Origin of the sequence: Imtechella halotolerans (assembly GCF_028743515.2) — a bacterium.
In the GTDB taxonomy this organism is placed as follows: Bacteria; Bacteroidota; Bacteroidia; order Flavobacteriales; family Flavobacteriaceae; genus Imtechella; species Imtechella halotolerans.
The window spans coordinates 2,521,911-2,540,890 of sequence record NZ_CP117969.2 but is presented as its reverse complement, the minus strand read 5'-3'; the positions used below and the strand labels follow the sequence as shown (position 1 = coordinate 2,540,890).

13 protein-coding genes are annotated in these 18,980 nt (G+C 34.3%); 4 read left to right on the top strand and 9 right to left on the bottom strand.

The genetic code is table 11. The features are described from left to right. Positions 1–43: 43 nt before the first annotated feature. From PT603_RS11355 to PT603_RS11345, 3 genes are all read right to left on the bottom strand, one after another. A complete protein-coding gene (locus PT603_RS11355) occupies positions 44–1,018 on the bottom strand; it encodes a DUF4837 family protein (protein ID WP_008236394.1) in 975 nt (324 codons plus the stop codon). 27 nt (positions 1,019–1,045) lie between these two features. Continuing rightward, a complete protein-coding gene (locus PT603_RS11350; protein WP_008236396.1) occupies positions 1,046–2,668 on the bottom strand; it encodes a lytic transglycosylase domain-containing protein in 1,623 nt (540 codons plus the stop codon). A gap of 239 nt (positions 2,669–2,907) precedes the next feature. Further along, entirely contained in the window at positions 2,908–4,095 is a 1,188-nt protein-coding gene (locus PT603_RS11345; RefSeq protein WP_008236398.1) for a phosphoglycerate kinase, read from the bottom strand. 166 nt (positions 4,096–4,261) lie between these two features. On the opposite strand from PT603_RS11345, the gene PT603_RS11340 reads away from it, so the two are divergent. Together PT603_RS11340 and PT603_RS11335 are read left to right on the top strand one after the other, a co-directional pair. Next, entirely contained in the window at positions 4,262–5,410 is a 1,149-nt protein-coding gene (locus PT603_RS11340) for a DNA polymerase III subunit (protein ID WP_008236399.1), read from the top strand. Positions 5,411–5,423: 13 nt separating this feature from the next. Next, a complete protein-coding gene (locus PT603_RS11335) occupies positions 5,424–5,825 on the top strand; it encodes a hypothetical protein (RefSeq protein WP_008236401.1) in 402 nt (133 codons plus the stop codon). A 63-nt stretch (positions 5,826–5,888) separates the two neighbouring features. Here PT603_RS11335 and PT603_RS11330 read toward each other — a convergent pair whose 3' ends face one another. The 5 genes from PT603_RS11330 to PT603_RS11310 all read right to left on the bottom strand — a co-directional run bounded on the left by PT603_RS11330 (position 5,889) and on the right by PT603_RS11310 (position 13,993). Then, complete coding sequence (locus PT603_RS11330; protein ID WP_008236403.1) at positions 5,889–6,404, bottom strand: OmpH/Skp family outer membrane protein; 516 nt, start codon at positions 6,402–6,404, stop codon at positions 5,889–5,891. A gap of 281 nt (positions 6,405–6,685) precedes the next feature. Then, positions 6,686–7,516: a class I SAM-dependent methyltransferase gene (locus PT603_RS11325; RefSeq protein ID WP_238530998.1), complete on the bottom strand. Its 831-nt coding sequence runs from the start codon at positions 7,514–7,516 to the stop codon at positions 6,686–6,688. Between the two features lie 835 nt (positions 7,517–8,351). Next, complete coding sequence (gene mnmG, locus PT603_RS11320) at positions 8,352–10,223, bottom strand: tRNA uridine-5-carboxymethylaminomethyl(34) synthesis enzyme MnmG (RefSeq protein WP_008236407.1); 1,872 nt, start codon at positions 10,221–10,223, stop codon at positions 8,352–8,354. Positions 10,224–10,299: 76 nt separating this feature from the next. After that, positions 10,300–10,719 (bottom strand): rRNA maturation RNase YbeY, encoded by a 420-nt coding sequence (ybeY, locus tag PT603_RS11315; protein WP_008236409.1) that lies wholly within the window; start codon positions 10,717–10,719, stop codon positions 10,300–10,302. Further along, entirely contained in the window at positions 10,712–13,993 is a 3,282-nt protein-coding gene (locus tag PT603_RS11310) for a GumC domain-containing protein (RefSeq protein WP_155805469.1), read from the bottom strand. The genes ybeY and PT603_RS11310 overlap by 8 nt, the downstream gene beginning before the upstream one ends. Positions 13,994–14,098: 105 nt before the next feature. Between PT603_RS11310 and gltX the strand changes: the two genes are divergently transcribed. Next, entirely contained in the window at positions 14,099–15,625 is a 1,527-nt protein-coding gene (gltX, locus tag PT603_RS11305; RefSeq protein WP_008236412.1) for a glutamate--tRNA ligase, read from the top strand. 337 nt (positions 15,626–15,962) lie between these two features. Further along, entirely contained in the window at positions 15,963–16,892 is a 930-nt protein-coding gene (locus tag PT603_RS11300) for an SPFH domain-containing protein (RefSeq protein ID WP_008236414.1), read from the top strand. A 229-nt stretch (positions 16,893–17,121) separates the two neighbouring features. On the opposite strand, the gene PT603_RS11295 is transcribed toward PT603_RS11300, so the two are convergent. Then, the gene (locus PT603_RS11295) at positions 17,122–18,801 is read right to left on the bottom strand and encodes a glutamine--tRNA ligase/YqeY domain fusion protein (protein ID WP_008236416.1); all 1,680 of its coding nucleotides are present in this window, start codon (positions 18,799–18,801) and stop codon (positions 17,122–17,124) included. Positions 18,802–18,980 lie beyond the last annotated feature (179 nt).

Sequence of the window (18,980 nt, the reverse complement as noted above, 5' to 3'; positions counted from 1 at the left end):
AACCACGCAATTTTGCGTGGTTTTTCTATTTAAAGTGAGTTTTTTATTCAGTAAATTCAACTCCCTTAAGAATCGACTCTAACTCAAACATATAATCTCGTTTATTAACAGAAGGTGCAAATACAAAACCTTCCATCACTAATAAACGATTGTTAGGTTTATCTTCAACAATATAGTTAAGAAAAGGTCCAGCCATTAAAAAATCTTTAACTTCCCAAGTTCCTTTACTTTCAATAGCAATCCTATCACTTATTTTAGCATCATACACACTTGGTGCAAATCCCTTTTCAGTAATCATATACATCCCTTCTTCTCTTCCAGGAATGTAACGTTCGCCTATTGAATCTCGCATCTTAACAATTGTTTCTACTCGTGTTGAATCTTCAGGTATGCTATTTAATGGCATTTCATATAAAATGATGTTAGATGTACCATTTTGGATTTGACGTTCAATCCAAAAAAAGTTATTTTCCTGTTTAACAATATTATAAACAGATGGCATACTTAGTTTTACTTTTAGCTTTTCCTCAAGCGCAGTTTCTTTATTTGTTGAAATACGTATCCGTCTCTGATTCTCAGCTACCTCATTTTCTTTAAATTGTTGAATAATCTTTGGAGCAAACTCTTGAATAGCTTTAATTAAATCGTCATCAGTATTACCTCTAATTACACCTAATTTTTGAGGTTTTGCAAACATATCATCCCTAACCGTAGCTCCTGCTACAGAATCTTTTTGAACAAGAAGTACATTACGGCTACTCCTAGTCATGTCCGTAAAAACGGAAGGAGGCATTTGATGTATTGAAAAAATAGGTTCTTCATTAGGAAGTCCTTCGACAGGTCCTGCAAAATACTTGCGTATTTCATCTCCTACAGATCCCTTCCATAAATCATTATCAATTACTACAGCAAGTGAATTAATTTTGCCAGTAGACTCAGGTAAATAATCTTTCTCTGTAGCTGTTTTACAACCAATTACAGTAGTGATAAAAATCGACAAGAGAAGTAGTTTTTTCATAAGGAAATCGTTTTTTAGTATAGGTCATTAGCATTGACACATTTTTAGTTTCATGCCTGGCTGTAATTTTTCTCCACTAATATCGTTCCATTTTTGAATATCCTCAATAGAAATTTTCGGAAACTTCTGGGCAATACTCCATAAAGTATCTCCTTTTTGGACTACATAAATCTCTTCTGCAGCCTTGCTTCCTGAATTTGATGTCGACTTAGCTACTACTGTACTAGGTGATAATGGTTTCTTATTTGTATAAATGGTTAATCTCTGACCAATTTGTATTGTATTACTTCTCAGGCTATTCCATCGTTTTAAATTGGTCACTGTAACGCCATATTTATTGGCAATCTTGCCAAGAACATCTCCACTTTTAACCCTATGATATATTCGATTTCCTCCTTCTCCTGAAGTTTGTACAAGGGCTGGTAATGGCTTCTCCATTTTTTCTTTTTCTGCCTCAACAAATGCATATATAGATTCTTCATTGGCAACAAATTTCCCAATTAAGTCCTTTGGAAGTCTTAGACTATATTTTTTTCCTTCAACAAAAGGAACAATATCTAGTTTATAAGAAGGATTGAAAAATTGTAGTTGTTCCTTAGAAACATCTAATAGTTCAGTCAATTGATCAAATGTAATTAAGCGTTTAACCTGTACTGTATCTGTTTGAAAGTAAATTGTTTCATGTTTCTTAGGATTAAATCCATGTTCTTGGGCATATTCAAAAATATACATGGTAGCTAAAAAAGCAGGGACGTATCCAGCCGTTTCACGTGGAAGATGTGGTCGAAGGTTCCAATAGTTTTGTTTACCTCCTGAGCGACGAATAGCTTTAGTAACATTACCCGGTCCCGAATTGTATGCAGCTAGGGCTAAATCCCAATCATTGAACATAGCATATAATCTTGATAGGTACTTTGCTGCTGCCTTAGTGGAACGTATCGGGTCACTTCGTTCATCCACATAACTACTCACATCCAAACCATACATTTTTCCAGTAGGATACATAAATTGCCATAAACCAGTTGCACCAACTCGTGATCTTGCACGAGGATTTAAAGCAGATTCTACAATGGATAAATATTTCATTTCCAATGGAATATTGGCATTATCCATTTCCTGTTCAAACAAAGGAAAGTAATAATGACTTAAGCTCATTAGCCGTTCCAAGGTTTTTCGCCTATTCTTTAAAAATGATTTTATTACACTTTCCAATGCCGGATTATACTCAACATTAAACGGAGTTTTCTGGTTGAGTACTTCCAAACGTTGTTTTAATACTTCAGTGGTTAATTCATTGTACGCAACCGAATCATATTCCATATTGGTGACCGTTTTGTACATATTTTCAAACAATTCTGAATTGGTAAGCTCCCTCATCCATAGGCTATCTATTCTTGAAACATTATCATGGTCCTTTAATAAATATTTACCCTCCTTTTTCGGAAAACGAAAAGCTGTTTCAGGATTGTTTTCAGTGTCTACTTCAGCACCTAATAACTCCATCGAAGCTGTCTCTAGCTGAGCTAACGTATCATTTTGAATGGATACTTTTTCAACAGTTTTGGTCTGTTTTTCTTTTTTAGATGTAATCTTCTGAGCCATTACTGGCATACTTAACCACATCATTCCTGCTAAAAAAAGGTATTTCATCTGCTTCATTTTTATAGTTCATGTCTATGTTTATTGTAAATGCCGGGGCGGACAAATATCAATCTTTGAAAGGCTTAATTACCTAACAAAAAGATTTTGGGATTGTAAAAATCGTTTTTTTTAGCTTACGTTTTGCTCGTATTATGTTAAAAATTAGCCCTTCTTTAGATAAAGAAGGGCTAATTCATTGAAAATTGATAGTAATTATACGTAATTACTTGATTCCTTAAATTCTTTAATTAGGATAAAATAGCCTTGATACCGGGTAATATACGACCTTCAAGACTTTCAAGCATAGCTCCTCCACCTGTTGAAACATAACTTACTTTCTCTTCAAAACCAAATTGTTTTACAGCAGCAACTGAGTCTCCACCACCTACCAAAGAAAATGCTCCTTTACTAGTAGCTTCTGCTATAAAATCACCAACTGAAATGGTTCCTTTTGCAAAAGAATCCATCTCAAAAACACCTACGGGCCCATTCCATAAAATAGTCTTTGAATTAAGAATCACTTTTTTGAAGCACTCCAAAGTATCTGGACCTGCATCTAGACCCTGCCATCCGTCAGGAATGTCTCCTACAGGAGCGACCTGAGTATTTGCATCATTACTGAAAGCATCTGCTGCGATTACATCAACTGGAAGGTATACATTTACTCCTTTTTCAGTGGCCTTTTTAAGAATTTCAATCGCTAAATCTTGCTTATCATCTTCACAAATCGAGCTTCCTATTTTTCCTCCCTTAGCTTTCACAAAAGTATAAGTCATACCACCACCTATAATAAGATTATCTACCTTGTCTAAAATGTTTTCAATAATCGTGATTTTAGAAGAAACCTTTGAACCACCTAGAATAGCAGTCACCGGTTTTTCACCTGATTTCATTACTTTATCAATACTTTCTATTTCCTTGGCCATAAGGTATCCAAAGCATTTGGCATTAGGAAAAAATTGAGCCACTATAGTTGTGGAAGCATGCGCTCTGTGTGCAGTTCCAAATGCATCGTTGACGTATATGTCTCCTAATTTAGCCAATTGAGACGCAAAATCGACATTTCCTCTTTCTTCTTCTTCATAGAAACGCAAATTCTCAAGAAGCAATACTTGCTTAGGTTTCAAAGATGCAACTGCTGCCTCTGCATCTTCTCCAATACAGTCCGCAACAAATTTAACTTCGGACCCTAAAATTCTACTAGCCTCGTCTATAATATGCTTCAGAGAAAATTCATTTTGAATACCTTTTGGTCTACCCAAATGACTCATAAGCACCACACTTCCTCCATCATTTAGTATTTTATCAATTGTAGGTTTTGCCGCTTCTATACGTGTAGTATCCGTTACCCTAAAATTAGCATCAAGAGGTACATTAAAGTCGACTCTTATCAGCGCTTTTTTATTAGCAAATTGAAAATCGTTGATAGTTTTCATAAAAATCAAATGGTTTAAGGCCCAAAGTTAATTAATTATAGCTTGCCATAGTTAGCTACTTATCAACCGAAAACGATTTCTGCTTCCTTAAATTCTTATTTTTTGAACAACTCGGCCCGCAATTCCCCAATCAAAAATTTGGTATAATTTTATGTACATTTGAACCATGCAATTCAGTGAAATATTGGGACATTCCCACATAAAAAAGCATTTAATTTACAGTGCTGATGCCGGACGAATTCCGCATGCACAACTTTTTGTAGGTCCCGAAGGAAGCGGCGTACTTCCAATGGCTATTGCGTATGCACAGTATATTTTATGTAGAAATTCTAATGGTGAAAATTCAGGAGGTAGTGAATCCTGTAATTTAAAATTCAATAATTTGTCTCACCCAGATTTACATTTTGTATACCCTGTAACTACCAATGATAAGTTAAAAAAGGATGCAGTGAGCTCACTTTTCTTAGAAGATTGGAGGGTATTTGTTAAAGAGCAAAGCTATGGCAATTTGTTTGATTGGTATCAAATGATTGGAGTAGAAAATAAACAAGGACAAATAGGGGTCGAAGAGTCTCAAGAAATTGTAAAAGCTCTTTCTTTGAAAGCTTTTGAAGGAGGTTATAAGGTTATGATCATGTGGATGGCTGAAAAAATGAATATAGCTGCATCTAACAAATTATTAAAACTATTAGAAGAACCCCCTAATAAAACATTGTTCATTTTAATTGCTGAAGATGAAGGGCAACTACTTCAAACTATACGATCTCGCTGCCAGGTAATTCAGTTCCCCCCTTTAAGTGATGACGCTATAGTTCAAGGACTTATGCAAAAGGGTTTCACTGAAAATGAATCCTTAAAAATTGCCCATCAAGCACAAGGCAATTTTAACAAGGCCCTTGATTTAGCTTATAATGATTCTGAGGACTTGACATTTGAGAAGTGGTTTATAATGTGGGTTCGAACTGCATTTAGGGCAAAAGGCAATAAAACATCAATACATGATTTATTGCAATGGAGTGAACAGATAGCAACTACAGGGAGAGAAACTCAAAAACAGTTTTTGCAATATTGTATGGAAATCTTCAGACAAGCTTTATTACTCAATTACAAGGCTTCACAACTAGTTTATTCTGAAATTAGTACAGAGGGATTTCAGTTGGAAAAATTTGCTCCTTTTGTACACGGAAATAATATCCTTGAAATTCAACAAGAGTTGCAAAATGCAATGTATCACGTGGAACGCAATGGAAATGCTAAAATTATTTTTACCGACCTATCGATAAAACTCACACGACTATTACATAAACCTCAATAAAATACTATACATAATGGATAACATCTTACACTTCGCATCTCAATTACTGATACTTTTACTACTAATAATCACATTTCTTCAAAGTGGATGGGATAAGATAAGTGATTGGAAAGGAAATCTTGAATGGCTGAAAGGACACTTTTCAAAAACTATTCTTAAAAATATGGTTCCAATTGCCCTTTTAAAGGTATTGGTTTTAGAAATCTTCACATCAATCCTGTGCATTATAGGATTTTTTAATCTAGTGATAGAAGGAAATACCTTATGGGCCTTTTATGGATGTATTATGGGTACTATCACTCTTTTAATGCTGTTACTTGGACAACGTCTTGCAAAGGATTATGATGGTGCTAGAACCATTGTAATTTATCTAATACCAGCTATAATGGGAGTTTATTTACTATCCCCTGCTTAGTTAAACTATACTCATAAAAAAGGCGCTATAAATTAGCGCCTTCCTTCTTATTCTTTACAAAAATTAGTCCTTTTTAGCATATTCTTCATTCAATGCTTTTAGAACATCCTTGGTAATATTATTTTCTTCTTGACCATACAAAACACTGCCGGCCTCATTTGATCCCAGAATATAAGTATAACCATTTTGCTTGCCATACTCTTTAATAAATTTCTTAACGGTTTTCACCATGGTATCCATTTGCTTCTGGCTTTCCAATTGGATCTCTTGTTCCTCCTGCTGTAATCGTTGCTGAATAAGTTGACTTTTTTGCAACAATGCATTATACCGTTCCTGAGCCTTTGCTTGAGGCATTTTAGGGGCTTCTAAATCAAAGTCCTCGGCTTCTACTTTAAATGCTTGTGATAGACTATCTCTTTTCTTCTCATAGGCATCAATTTTAACTTGAATACGGGCTTCAATGTCTTTCTTTTCTTGATAGTCATTTACCAAATCACTGCTCTCTATATAAGCAATTTTAGATTGTTGACAAGCTACCAATCCTACCAATGCAATTACGGCAATACTGATTTTTTTCATTTGTTAGTGTTTAGTTATTTCAATTGCTAAAACTAAACAGCATGGTAATTACCTTTAGCTGTCAGATTTTAGTTTAAATTTCAATTCTGACAAAAATAGAAAAGTAAGTCATTGAAAAAAGTTTTTCCACTGTTTTTTTGACTATAATAGATATCTATATTTCGAGAGATGAAAATAATTTACATCTATCAAAATTGACTCAAATAAATCAATCTACATGGGCGTTCTCAAACAAAGCCATACTTATAGTCATCTATCATCAAGAAATCGCTTAGAAAGCCTTAGAAGTCGGATTTACTTCTTTTAAGTACATATATCAGCGAAGAAAACTCTCCGGATAGGCATGCGGACAGATTTGAAAGGAAACCAATACATAAACCTCTAAGGAAAGAAAATTTTCGACCTTTATATTTCTCAGATAACATACTAACGTAAAAAGCATCAAACCACATTGGTTTTGTGCATACCACTTTAAATCCCTTTTCAGCAAAAAGTAATTCAATACTTTTTTGGGAGAAATGCCAAAGGTGTCTAGGAACATCGTATCCAGCCCAATACTTTTTATAGAATTTTGCATCAAAAGATTTAAAATTAGGCACTGCAACTATGATTACACCTGTTTCAGTCAACCTTCGATTTATGAAATTTAATTGGTCATTCAAATTAGATACATGCTCTAAAACATGCCACATTGTTATCACCTCAAAATACTCATTTTCAATTAATTCCATATCTGAATGAACCTTTACCCCTTTAGAAATTGCAATAGTTGTTGCTTTTCCATTAGGTTCATACCCTTCAGAATACCATCCAAGAGTATTCATTCTACTTAAAAAATCTCCTGTTCCTGCACCAATATCTAAAACAGTCTTTCCGTTAGCATGACTTGCTACTAAAGACGCTTTTGAAGATAAGGCTATGGATCTCACAAATTGATAAATCTTTTCAAAGAATGTTCTTTTACCATCTGTATGGGAAATATAATCTTCAGATGCATAGTATTTAGGCAATACAGAAGATGCCGGTTTGGGTTGTGTCTCAAGCATATCATACTGCTTATTGTAGTGTAACTCAAACACTTCCTTAGAAACAGAAAAATCCTTAAGTCTCATAATGACCGGGGTCTTACTTTTAAAATTCATGGGCTATTTACGTCCTTTAGTATCGTTGCAAGATTACATCCTTTTAATTAAAAAAACAAAAGAGGCATAATGCCTCTTTTGAAATAGTTACTATTTAGTTGATGTTAGGATTTGATTCTACTCTATTAGGGACAACTAACAACTCGTACATCGTCCACGTGTATAATAAAAGTTTATAAAATACAACAATTAGTATTAATCAATGTATAAAGCTTCCGAAGGATAGCTAACTTACTTTCAACAGGGTAAACTTATGGAGATACAGCAAATTAATCCATCGTCAAAATTTCTCCTCCCTTATAAATGAAAGCAATTTCATTCAATCTAATTGAAATTTCAACCACTTACCACACAATTTCACCAAAAAAAACCTCATTCATCATTTCAATTATCAACCATCTTATATGAAATCAAATTCGTGTCAATGGTCTTTCTTCCCTTCACACTTAAATAACAATTGGTATTACTACTTCATAAAACATTCATACCAAACATATTTAAACTAAATGACCCAACCACATCATAGCCTATACATTAGTAATTTATACTTGAAGATCCATTCATGAAATTTTCCAAGATAAAAACACCAAAAATTAATTGACTTGGACGACTTAAATCTTCAAATAATGTTCACAACATAGCTACTATGACAACTAATTTAGCCAAAACAGACCCATCTCTGTACACTTAAGCTTGCGATTTAGACAAAATACCTAAATAATCGTTGAGGTGTTCAATTGCGTGCCAAACGAAAAATGCCTTGAATTACAAGGCATTTTAATATATGTTTCACGTGGAACGGAGGTTATCGCCCCATATATACCAAAAGAATGCTAATATCCGAGGGAGATACTCCACTTATTCGTGAGGCTTGCGACAATGTTGTTGGCCTAATCTTTTTGAGTTTTTCACGTGCCTCAAAAGACAATGACTTAAGTTTATCGTAATCAAACCTTTCAGGTATTCTAATATCCTCTAATTTATTCAATTTATCTGCATTGTTTCTTTCTTTTTCAATATATCCTGAATATTTAACTTCAATCTCCGTTTGTTCCAAGATTTCACGATCTAATTCCTTTTCCTCTATATATTCCATTACCCCCGAAAAAGATTTCATATGATCTAAAGTGATATTGGGTCTTGCAAAAACCTTAAACATCTTATCCGACTGTTTCATAGGGGAAGACCCCAAACTTTCCAAAACTGGATTAGCTTCTTCAGGTTTAACACTAGTTTCTTTAAAAAATTCTACAAATGCACTAGCTTTGGCTAACTTCTCTTCCATACGGTCCATACGATCTTGTTGTGCTAGACCTATTTCATAAGACTTAGGCGTCAATCTTATATCTGCATTATCCTGCCTTAATAATGTTCGGTATTCGGCCCTAGAAGTAAACATGCGATAAGGTTCTTCTGTACCCTTAGTAATCAAATCATCAATTAATACACCTATATAAGCTTCATTTCTCTTTAAAACAAAAGAATCTCTCTCCTGTACTTTAAGAGCAGCATTAATCCCAGCCATTAACCCTTGAGCAGCGGCTTCTTCATAACCAGTAGTACCGTTAATCTGTCCCGCAAAGAACAAACCAGAAACCAATTTAGTTTCTAAAGTATGTTTTAATTGAGTAGGTGGAAAATAATCATATTCTATAGCGTAACCTGGCCTAAAGAACTTAACACTTTCAAAACCGGCAACTGAACGCAATGCTCTAAATTGGACTTCTTCAGGTAATGATGTAGAAAAACCATTAACATACACTTCAACAGTATTCCAACCCTCAGGCTCAACAAATAACTGATGCCGATCTTTATCTGCAAAGCGATTAATTTTATCTTCGATAGAAGGGCAATACCTAGGACCCGTGCTTTTAATAGAACCATTAAACATGGGCGAACGATCAAAACCTTCTCTTAACAACTCATGAACAGTCAAACTTGTATATGTCATATAACAATCACGTTGAACAGACAATGGCTTAGTTAAAGAGGAGTAAGAAAATTTCTCAGGATTATCATCGCCAGGCTGAACCACCATCTTAGAGTAATCTAAAGACCTTCCATCCACCCTTGGGGGTGTCCCAGTCTTCATTCTTCCAGATTCAAAACCTAAAGCAACCAAATCTTCTGTAATACCTGTAGCCGCCTTTTCCCCAGCTCTACCTCCACCAAACTGTTTTTCACCAATATGAATCAATCCATTCAAGAAAGTTCCATTAGTTAACACAACAGCCCTTCCATAAATAGAAACACCTAATGAGGTTTTAACTCCTATAATTTTACCTTGCTCAACTATCAATCCAGAAACCATTTCTTGGTAAAAATCAAGATTCGAAGTGCGCTCTAACATCAAACGCCATTCCTCAGCAAATCTCATACGATCACTTTGCGCCCGCGGACTCCACATTGCAGGACCCTTTGATTTATTTAACATCTTAAATTGAATAGCAGTCTTATCAGTGATTATTCCACTATATCCACCAAGCGCATCAATTTCACGAACAATTTGTCCTTTAGCAATACCACCCATGGCAGGATTACAAGACATTTGCGCAATGTTTTGAAGGTTCATTGTAACCAATAAGGTTTTAGCCCCCATATTGGCGGCGGCGGCGGCGGCTTCTGAACCCGCATGTCCAGCACCTACCACTATAACATCATACTCTTTATCAAACATACTTATCAAGAATATGTTTCACGTGGAACAAAACAAAATCAAGTAATGTTTCACGTGGAACATGTATAAAATACAGTTATTGTTTCACGTGGAACAGAGCGATTTTTTCCTCTTCCTTGTCCCTCATTATTATACTCTCTGAATTACTCTTATCCTTAAATCCACAATAGTGAAGCAGTCCATGTGCCATTACGCGCAATAATTCATCATCAAATGACACATTAAAGGTCTTGGAGTTGTCCAATACACGTTCTATAGATATATAAATATCCCCATGCAATAATGAGCCTTCTGAATAATCAAAACTGATGATGTCAGTATAATCATCATGCTGGAGATAATCCAAATTTATTTTATGTAGATATTCATCATTGCAAAAAATATAATTTATCTCACCTACAGAACAAGACTCAGAAGTAACAACTTGAGCTGCCCAAGAAGAATAACGTTCCTCGTTATTCAAAATAAAATCGGTCTCATAAAAGAAATTAATCATCGCTTCGAAAATAGTTCTTTACTCTTTCTTTATAATTTGACCGCAAAGGTAATACTTGTCTATTTAATATTTCAAGCTGCTTAAAATAATCTTCAGCCCTCATTACAGGCTTTACCGAACGAGCATTAATTATCATTTCATTTGATCGGCTTTCTCTAAGCTCATCTTGCCCCTGCTCAAATGAAGCATTTTCCAATTTCAACAACTGGTGATTCAAACGTTCCATCCGCTTTAAAATAGCCTCAGTAGCTCCTTTATCCAATAATTGATTTTCGATAAATTCCATTTCTCGAGCAAGGCTTATAGCGTTCTTTTTGTCATCGCCTTTTAAATTTCTTATTTGCTTTTCTAACTCATTCCTTAATTCTTGTTGTTGCTTAAAAATACGATATAATTGTTCGCTACTATCCTCAGAAAATTGATCAGAAAGGCCATTGACTTTACCTTGTTCTTGTTCACGCTTTATGCGTTCAGAGACTTCTTTGCCTAATTGTTTAGCCAGCTCTTCTTGAGATTGAATAATGTCAGGAAGTTGAAAACCTTTCCCTTCACCCTCTCCTTTGCCAGAAGAAGGATTCAATTGCATCTGTAAGTTACTTAAAACATCACTTAAAAATTCTGCAAGATTATTTGTTGCAGTCATAGCATACTGTTGATTGGCTACAGCTTGATACACGTTATTATCAGACAGCCGTTCTAAGGATTTATCAATATTATAATGGACATCCGATATTTCCTTATTAATGTTCTCTGACAATTCTGGACGTCTAAGAGATAATGAAAAAAGACTGTCATCTACATGTTGGAACATCACCTTCAAATCTCCTTGTCGAGTAAGAAATTTAGAAAACAACGGGTTCTTATTGCTCATTCCAGAAAAAGAAGAAACCAACTTCTCATTCTCAAAAGAAAATACTAATAGATTGTCTAAAATTTGCCTTAAAGATTGAATGTCCTCCTGTAACTGTTCCTCTGATCCTTGCATCATGGTATTTTGAAATGCTTCAGCCATTTGGTTTAATTTCTGGGCTATAGAGTTTTGTTTTTGTTTAGCAGATTTATAAGTTTCACTATTACTAGGCGGATTCTTAAGTCTATCTAGCACTTCTTCCTGATCACGACTAATTTGTTGTTCTAACTTATCAGTAAATGGAATTTCTAAAGGTTTAATCAATTTTGAATTTTCCTTTCTTAAAGTATTGATTTCAGACTTCACATCATTGAATTCAGTATTGATTTCTCGTTGATTTTCAATCCCAACTTGAACACTATCCATTTGAGACAAACTGGATTGTCTTTCAGAAATTGAAGTCAAACTTTCCTTTATCTGATTCATTCTCTGCGAAACATACATGCGTTTAGTTAATTCCAGTAATTGCTCTAAATTACGTTGACTAGAACTACGCTGTTTAGCTAACTGATCCATGCGCTCTTGAAGCTCCTCTTTATCCAGCTTTTTAGACAGTTCTTCAAGTTGCTTCAACAATTCTTCATTCCTTTCTAGCTCCAACTGTTGCCTTTCTAATCTTTCTTGAAGATTTCTTCTTAACTCTTCAGTTCCTGGAGTTATGGGTTGTTTAGCTAAATTATCTTTAAGCTGATTGGTGAAACGATTCATCATTTGTTCTTCGAACTGTTGCTGCTTAAAAAAATTCTCAATGTTCTTTCTATCCTGATATGTAAGGCTTGGATCTTGCTTTTGTTGATCCCTTATTTCATCCAAAATCAGTTCCTGCTCTCTAAAAGATTCCACACCTTTTTCAAACCCTTTCAGTGATTCCTCTTGTTGATTCAACAAAGACCTTTGATTTTCAAGATCGGTAAGTTCCTTAAAAGTAAAAATTTTACTTTTAGTCACCTTGCCATTTTGAAAAACATCATTATCGGTAACTTGAAAATAAAAATCGTAAACAACCCCTTTGCTTAAGTTAATCTCTTCTGGAAAAGTATAGAAAAAAACATCATAAGAATCATTTACAACAGGTAACTGAAGGATCTCAACAGCATCGGGTCTATCAGTAGGATAATAAAATAATTCAAGTTTACTTAAGCCATAATCATCACTTAATTCCCCATGAAAGTAATATGTCCGATTATCTACAGAATCAATTTTAGATGATAAATTCAAAACTGGGAACTGATCTTTAACTACATTAATTTGAAACCGTAAATTTTCATAAAACAAAAAAGAATCATTACTCGTTGTAATTCCATAATCCAAAGATTGAAATACCTGCTTTTTATGATGGAAATAAGAAGATTCCTTATCCATAAATACACTATCAGTACTAATAAATAAAACATCCTTGGTATGAGTTCCACGTATCTTCCAATTAATAAAAGTACCTTCTGGGACCAGGGCATTACCCGTATTCTTAATGACTTCATTACCCCTTTTAGTATAAGGCGGATAAATTAATTGCATTTCGAATCCTTCTAAGACAGGGATTCTAGAAACCACCAATTCATAGGACGGGCTTTGAAAAGAATTGGATTTTAAAAAAAAAGAAATGTTTTCTTTTACGCTAGAAAATTCAAACATAAAAGTATCCAAACCATCCTTTCGCATAACATACTCTTGCCCATCATAAACCACTGAAACTTCATTAGGAACCATACTGCCAACAGTCTGTACCATCAAAAGGAAAGGAGTACCTTCTTCTACTAGTAAAGAATTATTTAATAATTTAACTTGAAATGGAGAAGGAATTTCATAGGCAGTCTTGTAATCAACAACACGTTTATAACTTTCCGTAACCCAATTACCTTTACCTAACACAAATGAAAACAAAACAACAAAGAATGGTAGAATTGCATATGGAGCGTAGCGTAAGGAACGCTTAAAACTGACAGCTAGTTGAAAAGGTATAACTCTCAATTCTCTAGACTTTTGTTCAATAGAGGCCAGCACTAATTCGCCCTTATCAGGCTGAGATGCCAATTGGAAAACATTGACTAGTTTATCCCGAACTTCAGGAAAATAGTTACCAATTAGAATTGAGGCCTCCATTGTTGAAAGTCCCTTTTTAAATTCAAACAATCTAAGAATTGGAATAAATAAAAATCGATACAATAATCCGATTTCAACAGCAATGAAAAGCCAAAAAAGCACCGTTCTTCCAGCAACTGACAACCATAAAAAATATTCAATAAGAAGGGTAATCAAAAGATAAAATAAACCAATAAAAAGATATATAAACAAACCCTTTAGTAATTCGTTCAAATAATATTTACGGATAAATTGTGCTAACTTATGTTGAATCTCCTGAAACACCACTTTTAAGTTTAGGTTTAAGCTATTAAAATTACAATTTAAAACGAGATGTTTCACGGACATTAACACAAACCTTGTAACTTTGTTGACACAAATTCATATAAAATGACTAATAAAGTACGTGTTCGTTTTGCACCAAGCCCGACCGGACCATTACATATTGGAGGAGTTCGCACGGCCCTATTTAATTATTTATTTGCAAAAAAAAATGGAGGAACTTTCTATTTACGAATAGAAGACACAGACCAAAATAGATTTGTTCCCGGTGCAGAAGAATACATTTTTAATTCTCTTGAATGGCTAGGTATAGCACCGGACGAAACAGTTGGAAAAAATGAACTCTTTGGACCGTATAGACAAAGTGAGCGAAAACACTTATATAAACAATTTGCGGATGAATTAGTCTCTAATGGATTCGCATATTATGCATTTGACTCACCTGATAATTTAGAAAACCTACGTAAAGAGGCTGAAAAAGAAGGTAAAACTTTTACATACAATTGGGAAGTACGTTCAGTATTACATAACAGTTTCACTCTTTCAAAGGAAGAAGTAAAAACTAAAATAGCTAACGGAGATCATTATGTCATTAGATTTAACATGCATGATGGTACTAATGACAATGCATTAATACAAGCCCAAGATCTAATTAGAGGAGAGGTAAATTTTAATCCCGCCTTATTGGATGACAAAGTCTTATTCAAAAGCGATGGTATGCCAACTTATCATTTGGCAAACATTGTAGATGATCACCTTATGGAAACCACACATGTCATTCGAGGAGAAGAATGGTTACCATCACTACCATTACACATCAAATTATATGAAGCTTTTGGTTGGAAAGTTCCAGAGTTTGCACACCTCCCACTTATACTAAAGCCAATTGGAAATGGAAAACTTAGTAAAAGAGATGGCGATAAATTAGGATTTCCAGTATTCCCATTACAATGGAATGATAAAATCAGCAACACAAGTTCTAAAGGCTACAAAGATGATGGCTATTTCCCCGAAGCATTAGTAAATTTTCTGGCTTTGTTAGGCTGGAATCCTGGAACAGAACAAGAGCTATTTACACTCGAAGAACTTACGCAAGCATTTGACCTTAACAAAGTCAATAAATCTGGAGCAAGATTTGATCCAGATAAAATAAAATGGTTCAACCAACAATACATGCAAAAGCGTGACAATATGGTATTAGCTCAAGAGTACCAGAAAATAGTAAAGGATAAAAATATACAAATTGATACCGAAAAACTAGCTAGGATTATTTCCCTAATAAAAGAAAGGGCCGTATTTGTTTCGGACTTTTGGGAATTGAGCTCCTACTTTTTTCAAGCTCCAACCACCTATGACCCAAAAGCTGTAGGAAAACAATGGAAAGAAAACACAGCGGTATTAATGACAGACCTACAAACAATACTTAACAATTGCGATAGCTTTGAAAGCAGTACAACAGAATCAATTGTTAAGAATTGGATTGCAGATAATAATTATGCATTTGGACAAATAATGGCACCATTACGATTAGCTTTAGTTGGAGAACTAAAAGGACCCCATATTTTTGATATTATGGAATCCATAGGAAAAGAAGAAACAATTAATCGCATACAAAATGCCATAAAAACAATATAAATAAAGCCGCTAAAAGCGGCTTTTACGCTTTTAGATACCAAAGTCAGTTTAAAATAAAAATAATCAAATAGTGCCCCTTAAAACTAACCTTAATCAATGACTGACAACCCTAGAAAAAAGTGCATAATTATAGTACTCTATATTAAAACAGAAGCACTCTAAGAACAAAGCTATAATTGTAAATGATAAGTTTATAGAGAATTTATAATTCACACGTGAAACAAATCATACTCAGTCCAAAATTTATAAAAACCAATAAACACTACAATCTCTTATTCACATTGGATTAGGCCCTTTTTTTCGTACCTTTCCATATCATTCTAAATTTAAAATCATTATGATTGAAACTATTTTACTAATTGTTTTAGGACTATTCGTCCTTATGGGAACTTTTTTTACTGTTAAGCAGCAAACAGCAGTATCTATAGAGCGTTTTGGAAAATTTCAAAGCATACGGTTTTCAGGTTTACAACTAAAAATCCCCCTAATTGATAGAGTTGCTGCACGAATTAGCCTAAAAATTCAACAGCTTGATGTGGTTGTAGAAACGAAAACACTTGATGACGTTTTCGTAAAACTAAAAGTATCCGTCCAGTATGTTGTACTGAAAGAAAAAACATATGATGCGATTTACCGATTGGAATATCCTCATGACCAAATTACATCCTATGTATTCGATGTAGTACGTGCAGAAGTACCAAAAATGAAACTAGATGATGTTTTTGTTAAGAAAGATGATATCGCAATAGCAGTTAAACGTGAATTACAAGATGCCATGCTTGAATACGGATTTGATATCATAAAAACATTAGTGACAGACATTGATCCGGACACCCAAGTAAAATCAGCAATGAATAGAATCAATGCTTCAGAGCGTGAAAAAATAGCGGCACAATTTGAAGGAGATGCCGCCCGTATTCTAATCGTTGAAAAGGCAAAAGCAGAGGCTGAAAGCAAACGATTACAAGGACAAGGGATTGCTGACCAGCGTAGAGAAATAGCAAGAGGATTGGAAGAATCTGTAGAAGTTTTAAATAAAGTAGGAATTAATTCACAAGAAGCATCCGCTTTAATTGTTGTAACTCAACATTATGATACTTTACAATCGATTGGTGAACATGTTAATTCAAATCTCATTTTATTACCAAATTCACCTCAAGCAGGTAGTGACATGCTAAATAATATGGTTGCATCCTTCACGGCAAGCAATCAAATAGGTGAAGCCATGAAAAAACAAAAAGAAGCACAAGAAAAAGATAAAAAGTAGTTTTAAGACGTCCTGAGAAGACTTCAAAGCATTAATGATATAATCTTATGTCAATTTATATTTTGTTAAATACAGCCTATATATAGAGGTCATTTTTAATAAGATAACACAATGGAAAAACATTTTATTATTGACAAAAATTATTATTTATAAAAACAATTAAAAACCCTTATGGTATAAAGAAAAACCCTCGAAAAATCGAGGGTTTTATTATAGCATAAAAATATTACTATTTCTCTTGTACCTTTGCCCAGGTATCTCTAAGGCCAACCGTTTTATTAAAAACTAACTTATCGTTTGTTGAGTCCTTATCAACACAAAAATATCCCATACGTTGAAACTGAAATTGATCTCCTTCCTTTGCAGATAATAAACTAGGCTCTACAAAAGCCGATATCACTGAAAGTGAATCAGGATTAACATAGGATAAAAAATCATTTTCCTGACGATCAGGCTCTGCAACTGTAAACAATCTATCGTATAAACGTACCTCTACCTCCTTAGCATGAGAAGTTGAAACCCAATGCAAGGTTCCTTTAACTTTACGTAAACTAGCCTCTGTACCACTACCACTTTTACTCTCCTTATCATAAGTACAATGAATTTCAGTAATAACCCCTTCAGCATCCTTTACTACACTCTCAGCCTTAATAATATATGCATTTTTAAGACGAACTTCTCCACCCAATTTTAATCTAAAAAATTTACGATTAGCCTCTTCTTGGAAATCCTCTCTTTCAATATATAACTCTCTTGAAAATGGTACTTTTCTATAAGTCAAGTTCTCTTCCTCAGGGTTATTTTCAGCATCAAGCCATTCCTCTTTTCCCTCGGGATAATTAGTAATTACTACTTTAACTGGATCCAACACGGCCATAACTCTAGGAGCAGTTTTATTAAGTTCTTCCCGGACACAAAACTCTAATAATGAAACATCAATAAGATTATCGCGTTTTGCTATTCCAATAGTATCAGCAAAATTACGAATAGCCATAGGTGGATATCCCCTACGTCTCATTCCTGAAATAGTAGACATTCTTGGATCATCCCATCCTTTTACATGATTTTCCTGAACCAATTGTAGTAACTTTCGCTTACTTACTACTGTATGACTAAGATTTCTACGTGCAAACTCCCGCTGTTTTGGACGGACTAAAGAAGAATCAACTAATTGATCTAAAAACCAATCATATAATTCACGATGCATTGCAAATTCTAAAGTACAAAGTGAGTGAGAAATCTGTTCTATATAATCACTTTCTCCATGAGCCCAATCATACATTGGGTATATACACCAATCATTAGCTGTACGATGATGATGTTTATGTAAAATACGATAAAGAATAGGATCCCTCATCAACATATTAGACGAGGCCATATCAATTTTAGCTCTAAGAACGTGTGAACCTTCAGGAAAAGCACCAGCCTTCATAGATTCAAAAAGTTGAAGATTTTCCTCTAAAGAACGATTTCGATAAGGGCTCTCCTCCCCTGCTCTTGTAGGTGTTCCTTTCTGATTGGCAATTTCGACTGAACTTTGACTATCAACATAGGCCTTTCCCTCTTTGATGAGCATTAATGCCCATTCATATAATTGCTGAAAATAATCGGAAGCATAGCATTCATTCTCCCATTTAAATCCCAACCAACTGACATCTCGCTTTATTGCATCCACATACTCCTGCTCCTCTTTAGCAGGATTTGTATCATCAAAACGTAAATTGACAGGCGCCTGATACTTAAGTCCTAGACCAAAGTTTAAACATATAGAACTAGCATGACCAATATGAAGATACCCATTAGGCTCCGGAGGAAATCTAAAACGCAGCTTTTCTTTAGAAAATCCAGCTCTTAAATCTTCTTCTATAATGTGCTCAATAAAATTGAGCGATTTAGCTTCTTCAGACATAATATTCATTTGAAGTGCAAAAATACGGATTTTGATTTCACTACAATACGTTTAAAAGAAGTTTACAAAGAAGCAATAATTTAGTTGAAAACAGAGATATTATCATGTTTTTTCTTACTTATTGTTGATAAGTTGTGTATTTCGTCGATAATATTTGCTTTTTATCGGTTTTAACCATA

Bases quoted from the DNA above. Each gene is read 5' to 3' on its own strand.
- gltX (WP_008236412.1), top strand. From the start codon at position 14,099: ATGACTAATAAAGTACGTGTTCGTTTTGCACCAAGCCCGACCGGACCA.
- PT603_RS11355 (WP_008236394.1), bottom strand. From the start codon at position 1,018: ATGAAAAAACTACTTCTCTTGTCGATTTTTATCACTACTGTAATTGGT.
- PT603_RS11350 (WP_008236396.1), bottom strand. From the start codon at position 2,668: ATGAAATACCTTTTTTTAGCAGGAATGATGTGGTTAAGTATGCCAGTA.
- mnmG (WP_008236407.1), bottom strand. From the start codon at position 10,223: ATGTTTGATAAAGAGTATGATGTTATAGTGGTAGGTGCTGGACATGCG.
- PT603_RS11330 (WP_008236403.1), bottom strand. From the start codon at position 6,404: ATGAAAAAAATCAGTATTGCCGTAATTGCATTGGTAGGATTGGTAGCT.
- PT603_RS11345 (WP_008236398.1), bottom strand. From the start codon at position 4,095: ATGAAAACTATCAACGATTTTCAATTTGCTAATAAAAAAGCGCTGATA.
- PT603_RS11340 (WP_008236399.1), top strand. From the start codon at position 4,262: ATGCAATTCAGTGAAATATTGGGACATTCCCACATAAAAAAGCATTTA.
- PT603_RS11295 (WP_008236416.1), bottom strand. From the start codon at position 18,801: ATGTCTGAAGAAGCTAAATCGCTCAATTTTATTGAGCACATTATAGAA.
- PT603_RS11335 (WP_008236401.1), top strand. From the start codon at position 5,424: ATGGATAACATCTTACACTTCGCATCTCAATTACTGATACTTTTACTA.
- ybeY (WP_008236409.1), bottom strand. From the start codon at position 10,719: ATGATTAATTTCTTTTATGAGACCGATTTTATTTTGAATAACGAGGAA.
- PT603_RS11300 (WP_008236414.1), top strand. From the start codon at position 15,963: ATGATTGAAACTATTTTACTAATTGTTTTAGGACTATTCGTCCTTATG.
- PT603_RS11325 (WP_238530998.1), bottom strand. From the start codon at position 7,516: ATGAGACTTAAGGATTTTTCTGTTTCTAAGGAAGTGTTTGAGTTACAC.